This window comes from Holospora undulata HU1 (assembly GCF_000388175.3).
Classification (GTDB): Bacteria; Pseudomonadota; Alphaproteobacteria; order Holosporales; family Holosporaceae; genus Holospora; species Holospora undulata_A.
Genome location: NZ_ARPM03000093.1, coordinates 1 through 7,496 on the forward strand (window position 1 = coordinate 1; position 7,496 = coordinate 7,496).

At 35.2% G+C, this 7,496-nt stretch carries 7 protein-coding genes; 5 read left to right on the forward strand and 2 right to left on the reverse strand.

Annotated elements, in window-relative coordinates; genetic code table 11:
- Positions 1-366 precede the first annotated feature (366 nt).
- Together K737_RS09930 and K737_RS11840 are read right to left on the reverse strand one after the other, a co-directional pair.
- Positions 367-525 (reverse strand): hypothetical protein, encoded by a 159-nt coding sequence (locus K737_RS09930; protein ID WP_161630406.1) that lies wholly within the window; start codon positions 523-525, stop codon positions 367-369.
- Positions 526-1,023: 498 nt separating this feature from the next.
- A complete protein-coding gene (locus tag K737_RS11840; RefSeq protein ID WP_006300167.1) occupies positions 1,024-1,206 on the reverse strand; it encodes a transposase in 183 nt (60 codons plus the stop codon).
- A 709-nt stretch (positions 1,207-1,915) separates the two neighbouring features.
- Here K737_RS11840 and gmk point away from each other — a divergent pair.
- The 5 genes from gmk (at position 1,916) to rsfS (ending at position 6,331) form a co-directional block, all read left to right on the forward strand.
- Positions 1,916-2,551, forward strand: a complete 636-nt coding sequence (gene gmk, locus K737_RS01850) for a guanylate kinase (RefSeq protein WP_023491729.1) — start codon at positions 1,916-1,918, stop codon at positions 2,549-2,551.
- Positions 2,548-3,249: a hypothetical protein gene (locus tag K737_RS01855; protein WP_024161365.1), complete on the forward strand. Its 702-nt coding sequence runs from the start codon at positions 2,548-2,550 to the stop codon at positions 3,247-3,249. Before gmk ends, K737_RS01855 begins: the two co-directional genes overlap by 4 nt.
- A 147-nt stretch (positions 3,250-3,396) precedes the next feature.
- Complete coding sequence (locus K737_RS01860) at positions 3,397-4,395, forward strand: aspartate-semialdehyde dehydrogenase (RefSeq protein WP_006300175.1); 999 nt, start codon at positions 3,397-3,399, stop codon at positions 4,393-4,395.
- Between the two features lie 158 nt (positions 4,396-4,553).
- On the forward strand, positions 4,554-5,960 hold the full coding sequence (locus K737_RS01865) for a peptidylprolyl isomerase (protein ID WP_006300177.1): 1,407 nt from the start codon (positions 4,554-4,556) through the stop codon (positions 5,958-5,960).
- A 2-nt stretch (positions 5,961-5,962) separates the two neighbouring features.
- Positions 5,963-6,331, forward strand: a complete 369-nt coding sequence (rsfS, locus tag K737_RS01870) for a ribosome silencing factor (RefSeq protein WP_024161366.1) — start codon at positions 5,963-5,965, stop codon at positions 6,329-6,331.
- Positions 6,332-7,496 lie beyond the last annotated feature (1,165 nt).

Here is a 7,496-nt window from a genome sequence, read left to right on the forward strand (position 1 = left end):
TGTTGGACTAATGCGTTGAAAGTTGTCATTGACGCGGTCGATAAGATCCATGGCGGTGTTGTCATCACTGTCTCGTAATAATGAATAAACGATTCCTGTTTGGCTGGCTCTGCCTTTGTGGGCTGTGCTGCTGGATTTTAAATGAAAAATTATGTGCGCGTAGCCACGACGTCTTGCTTTGCGCAGTCATAGGGTTCAAGAATATGAGCCGCAAATATCGCTTACTTTCATATACGTTATGGCTTTTCAAATGTGCGATAAGTTCTGCTGTTTGTGAAACATTCCGCTTGCTCACAGAGCTCTTGCTTTACACCGTTAACTTTTGATCCTCCTTATACTCTTTTACGATCGTCAATCAGAAGAGCCTTAGCAATTTGACGAGCTCCATCCTTTGTCGGATAACAAAACTGCCTTAATCCTATCTTCTACGCGTCGGTTCTTAACGCAACACGATCTTCTTCTGTCAGAAATCTTTGAATAAGAAAAATTACTAACAGATACAATTAAATTTTTAAACAATTTCATTCAGCATGAGTATAGCTATAAAAAAAAGACTTTTCGTACGTGGAAGGAAGCAAATAAAAGCGAAGTCAGTATCAAGAATCGATCAAATATATAGCTATCCAAGTCTTGTATTGATGAAAGCGGCATTGATATGGCTATGTGCAAAGACAGAAGGCTGGGGCAGAAAAAGTGAAAAGTTGGTTGGCAAAAAGAGTGGGAAATAGTATCAAAGAACAAATAGTATTGCCTGTTTGGTTAATAACACGCCGATAGCACCAATGGGATTTAACGGACTTGGGTAGGAAATTTTTTGATCAAGAAACTAAAGCCTGGTCAAGGTGTTATTATGGATAATGCCTCTTTTCATAAATAATTTGTAAAATGCAGTATAATTTTTCTACCTCCTGATTTGAATCCAATAGAGAAATTCTGGGCTAATATGAAGAGGTGGATAATATAACTAAATTCTAACGCCCTATTCGACGCTATTTCGTGGCTCTTTAAAATATCTAATTCAACCTAAATTACTATAACTACACCAGTATAAAAAGATTCCGAGATAAGGAATTGAAATAAGAGATCAATTGAACAAGTTAATGTTCTTCTTATATGTTTGGCTTGGGCCCATTTTTTCTCAATAGGATTGAGGTCCGGAGAATAAGGAGGAAAATAAAGAAAAGTATGACCTGCATCTTCTAGCATTTAATTTAATTACTATAATTTATTACATAATTATAACTTTATACAACTCCATTGTCATATTCTTTTGATGATGTTTTAGCTATAGATAAATTCTGGAGTAAAAACAAGTGAAAAGCTCGTTGGTAAAAAGAATAAAAATATTAAGAACGTATAAAATATTGTTGGATTGATAAGTGATATAATAGTATGTTTTATGGGCTTATGTAATACAGAATGTTTTCAAGCATGGGGAAAGCATGCTTTGATAAAAGAGGTTAAGCTGTGATTTTAGACAATTCACAATTTCGTAAATCGCAAAAAACTTATTGAATCAGTCGGATGTAGCGTGATTTTCCCCCCCTTCTTTATTCTCTGGATCCCAATCCCGTAGAAAAATTTTTGACGAGTATAAGGCGATGGATTATGATATGCTAAATTTTAACGGGCTTTTCGACGCTATTGATTTCTTTTTTAAAATGCATAATTTAAATATTAACGGGTGCTGAAAAGAGAACAAGGGAAAACTAGAAAATAATTCAAAGCAGCAAAGAGAAATTTAATTTAGAGTTCTAAAATAAATTGCACGTTAAACGTAAAAGCGTAAGTTTTGGCGCATAAGTTTTTCTGATTTCTAAACTTTTTTATTTCTGCAAGTTGATTTTAAAAAATAAATTGTGGTATAATACCGAAGGTTTTTTTTAGATGAATACTTTAATTTCATATTTAGTGAATGCTTAAAAATAAAAATTCAAGTGGAATCGTGTTTGTTCTTTCTGCACCTTCGGGAACGGGAAAAACTTCTTTGTGTAAGCATATAGCTGCTTCGTTGGATCATATCCAAGAATCAGTTTCTATGACCACGCGGCAGTCTCGTCCTGACGAACAAGAAGGGAAAGATTATTTTTTCGTTTCAAAGAAAGATTTTCAAGCTTATCAAACTCAGGCCCGTTTTGTAGAATGGACTCAGATCCATGATCATTTTTACGGTACTCCTTTGGATCCGATGATGGAGTGTTTAAATCAGTCAAAGGACGTTATTTGTGCTTTAGATCAAGTTGGATTGCAAAAACTAAAATCCCACACAGCATTAAACGGAGAAATTGTAAGTATTTTTGTAGTTCCGCCAAGTCAAGATGCGCTAAAATTCAGATTGGAACAACGTGGGCAAGATTCTCCCGAAGTTATTTCTCGTCGCCTTGCTGCAAGTTCCATTGAAATGCATCAATGGGTTTATTATGATTATGTTGTTTTTAATGATGATTTTTTAATGGCTGCTTGCGAGATAATGGCAATTATTCGTGCAGAAAAGCTTAAAAGTGTCTATCAGTTTGGTCGTATAAAAAAAATTATAGAGGAATGGAAATGAGTACTCCCCAAAAAACGTCGATTTTAACATTCATAGGATTTCCTTTTGTTATGGTGGCTCTTTGGGAGTTTGATGAAGAAGGAGAAGAAGATTTTTCTTTCGAGGATCTTTCTTCTCGAGTGCACCTGATTACTCAATCACACTATAATCAAGATCATGCAGATCAAGAGCTCGCGTCTCTAGTTCAATCAATATATACTCAAGGCATTGAAAGGGGAAATTTGTCTCATGTTGCTACTTTTACGGCCCCAGGACCTTTTACTCCGCTAAGGGCAACAGTGGCTTTGTTAGACGGTCTTCATGCGGGCGCTTCTTTTCGCGCGCATTACTGGAACCTTTTCCAGGTATTGTTTTCAAAACACTGTGGGCGAAGTAACGTTCTTTGGGCTGTAGATAATGGAAGGCAAGCATGGAGCGTTGGATACATGATGCTTAGAAAAATGGTAAAAGATTTGGTACTAGAGGTTCGTGAAGACGTGTCTCAGGCAAGTTTAGAAAAATTTCATATACACTGCCAAGAAGATTCTTCCATATCAGAGCCATGGGAGACTTATTTATTGTGGCGGCATACTCCGGTGGAAGATGTGTTAGAGATACTCAAAAAGTTTGCTTTAAGTATTTTGTACGAAGATGTTATGATAAAACGAAAAATGAAGACATTTGAAGAAAAAATGTTGAATGTTTCCGGATCTGCTTGAATGAAACGTATAAAACTAGGTAGTTTATTCTTTTTCCGTGATGTGTAGAAAACGACAGAGTGTTCTAAATTTCTTTCGGGGATTTAAGGGTAATTAGGGGCGTATAGTAACCAAAGTTTTTGTACAACACGACGAGGTTTTGTAGATATGATTCACGATTCAAGCAAGAAAGTGCGCGTTGCTCTTATTGGTGCTACCGGACTTGTTGGGCGCACTGTGTTAAAGTTAATAATGGATGATAAAAATACGGATTGTTGGTCTATTTCTTTATTTGCTTCAAAATCTCATGAGCTTTCGATAGAAGGTATATCTTTGAATGTTTCTTCTATTGAGCAAGCAAATTTTTCCGATTTCGATCTGTGCTTATTTGCTACAGGAGAAGAGGTTTCAAAGATTTGGATCGAAAAAGCTTTGCACGCCGGAGCGCGGGTTGTGGATTCAAGTTCTTGGCGTCGATTAGATCCCCTAGTTCCATTGATAGTTCCCGGCGTAAATCACAAAATACTGAAGAAAGAAGATCGGTTATGTAGTCATAGCAATTGTATTGTAAGCCCTCTTGCTTGCGTGCTTGCTCCTATTCATCATTTATATGGGTTAAAATGCGTGTATATTTCCACATATCAATCGGTGTCTGGTGCAGGAAAGCAAGGGGTAGAAGCATGTTTTATGGAAACTAAGAATAAATTATCTGGTCAATGTGTAAACACTCATTATTTTCCAAGAAGTATTGGCTTTAATGTAATTCCGCAGATAGGTGATTTTGATACGCAAGAACAGAGCAGTGAAGAAGAAAAAATTCAAAAAGAGTTACAGCGTATCTTGCAAACTGATTGCCCGATTTTTAGTATTGCGGTACGAGTTCCTGTTCTGAAAGGGCATGCTTCAGCATTATGGGCAGAATTTGAACGCCCGTTTTGCATACAAAAAGTAAAAAACATCTGGAATCAGTCTACCCATGTAGAAGTTTCAAACAATTATTTAACCCCAGAAGAAATACAGGGACGGTTTGTCGTTTCTGTGGGAAGGATTCGTCAGCTTAGTCCCCATCATCTGTCTGCTTGGGTTTGTTCAGACAATACATTAAGGGGGGCAGCTTGCGATATGATTGACATTGCCAAGATTATGATATGCCAAATGTTTTTATAAAAAACAAGTTGGGGAAGCTTTTCCTTACTAAGAATAGTCGTTAGATCTTTTGCGTAAGGGAGGAAGGAGGTTTCGGTTTTTTAAGATAAGGTTTTAGAGTTGATTTTATTTAAAGAACGCTATATCCTTATGAAAATTGGTGAAAGTGTATTGCTGTAATGTCCCAAGTAAAAAATTCTCCTTTTGTTGTTGGGTTGTTTGCTCTTTTAGCAGTTGCTCTAAGCATGGGGTCTCCTTTCATAAAAATTTCTTATTTTTGGGATCGTCCCATCATCACAGTAGGGAAAACAAAGATTTACGAACAGGAATTTCAAAAGTTATTTCTGCAAAAAATTCGAGCGTTTTCAGTGTTAAGAGCTTCCGGTGCGCTTTCTATGCTTCCTTCTCAGAATGAAACGCAGTATATACTGGAAGATCTAGTCAAGGATGTTGCGCTAAGGGAAGAAATTCGATCTTTGGACTTTCAGGTTTCTGACCGATATATTAAGCAGCTTATCGCGCGATATCCTGAGTTTCAAGACGGAAAAGGACAATTTTCAGAAAGAAAATTTAGAGAAACGTTAAAAAATTTATCCCTAGGATTGAAAGAATTTTTATCCCTTGAAAAGGAACGCGTTTCAAAACAAAGATTAAAAAGAGCAGTAATGTCACAGTTTTATGTTCCAGGTATCTTAAAAAATTGTATTGATGAAGCTGTATCTCAAAGAAGAACAATACGTTGGAGAGAGTACAAAATTTCTGATTTTAAAAAAATTCCTTCTCCTACTTTACAAGAGTTAAAAGATTTTTATAAAAAGAAGGAAAAAATCAAAGCACCTTCTGCAAAATACGTTGTGGCTTTACAGATTTTTTTTCACCCAAAAAGTGATAAGAAGATGATCGAAGTAGAAGAAGAGCTTAGTACAGGAAAGTCTCTTGAAGAAATTGGAAAAAAATTGAATCTTCAGTATAAAGTTGTTTCCGTTCAACGACCAAAGGATGTGAATGCTTTATTCTCGGAAAAAAGCACTCCAGAATTTAGAAATACAGCATACAGTAAAGTAACGATGATGAAGCCAAAAAGTGATCCTGAAATCTTACAAGATAGTCAAGGAACTTACGTAATCCAAGTTCAGCGTGTTGAACCAGAACGGGTGTTAAGTTTTGAGGAAGCAAAACCTGTATTAAAAGCGCGTTGGCTAAAATTAGCTCAAAAAAAATTAGCAAAAGAAAAAGCGCTAAAAGACCAAGACAAAACAAAAGTTAAAAGTATGCAAAAAGCTTATAGCACTTGGCTAAGTCCTAATAAAGAAATTCCAGAGACGGTTTTAAATGTTGCTTTTAGAGTTGCACTTCATGAATTTCGAGTGATAGAAGAAAAAGGGAAAATATTGCTTGTGTATTTAGAAAATATAGAAGTACTTTATAAAACGTCAGAACAATTAAAAGAAATTCAGCAATTACTTCAAGAAGAATGGAAAAACAGGGCCTGGGGCAGCTATGTGCAAGGATTAGTAAAACAATATCAGGTAGAAGTAGACACAAATCGCATTCAAAATATATTGAAAAATCAAAAAGGAAGATGATAATGGTTGCTGTTTTGAAAGAGATCTTTGAAATCATGGAAAACAAAAAAACAGAGTACATCGTTTCGATCGATGTTTTAGACCGATGTTTTTTTACTGATTTTTTTGTTATAGGACAGTGTCGTACTTCGCGGCATATGATTACAGTGTGTGATGCATTAATGGCGTGGGCAAAAATGCACAAAAGAGAAGTACGTATTCAAGGACGTAATGAGGAAAGCACTTGGATTGTTTTGGACCTTGGGTCAGTCTTTGTTCATCTGTTTTTGGAGGACACAAGAAAAATATTTGATCTAGAGTCCTTGTGGGAAAACTCCTCCCCTAAACAGTATAAGCTGATTACCCATTCCGATTTTGGAGATTCTTGTTAGTATGGTGTTTGATTAATAAAATGATTACAGACTCTAGAAAAAAAAATCTTTTATGTTCTATGGAAAATTAACTGAAGAATGGGCGAAAAATAGAAAATTAATAAAAGGTGTTTAATTGGAAGAACTGGTAGTAGAATTTTTGTAAAAATATCGATCACAAAAACCTAGACCGTAATAAAAAACTAGTTGGAATAAATCTGTTGGATGTTCGGTGTTTTTCTTTTACTTTGCTGAGCTGGTTTAAGTCCTATAAAAAAATTTTATGCTGATACGGAAAGATAGATTGAGGATAAAATAAATGCTACCTGATAAACTTTTTTACAATTTAGAAGATTTTTCTAATCTTTAAATTTTAAATTAATTTACTATAACTCTCTTTTAAAGTTTAGTTTTCGAAGGAAGGAGTATAGTTAATTTTTTAGCTAGCTTCCTAGCTTCCTAACAAAGCTCTTTGCACATTAGATAGTATAGTCACGCGATCAAAAAGATGAAGCAATGTGATAAAATTATTTTTTTATTTAGTGTTGGTATAACAAAATTACTATTGTTACCGAGATATTTCAGACAAAGAAAGCCTTCTAGATTTTTATTTGCAGGGACATGAAGAAGTTGCATTAATTTTTTTAAAGAAAAAATCAATGGCATTAAAAAACTTAATATAATTTAATATACCTATTCAATTATAGCTTATACTAGCCCAAAATTTTCCCATGGGATTGAGGCCAAAAAAAATAAGGAGCGAAGAAAGTTAAAAGTTGGAAACGAGATATCATCATAGATACCCAAGGACACCTTTTGCACGTTAAAGTCCAAGCAGTATTCATTATCATACTCCCCCTCACTTTTTTGAAGGGGCTTTAAAAGATCCGAAAGAGAGGCTATTTTATTAAAAATAAACAACAATGTTTAATGCAAATGAACCTATCATCCTTAATAAATAAGATAACAAAACTATTAGCTTTTCACAATTCCCGCGCAGAGACTTTTAAAACCTTCGTACTTATCGATCAGCAAAATATTCAGCATCCTGCGCTGATCCACAAGATGAACGCTCCACCTTCAATAAAATCCAAGCTTGAACGCGTCAGGCGTTTTTTTAAAAGGACAAGGAATTGATTCTGGACTCTTCTCAAAAGCCTTGATATCAAGCATTTGGGAGCCAGTT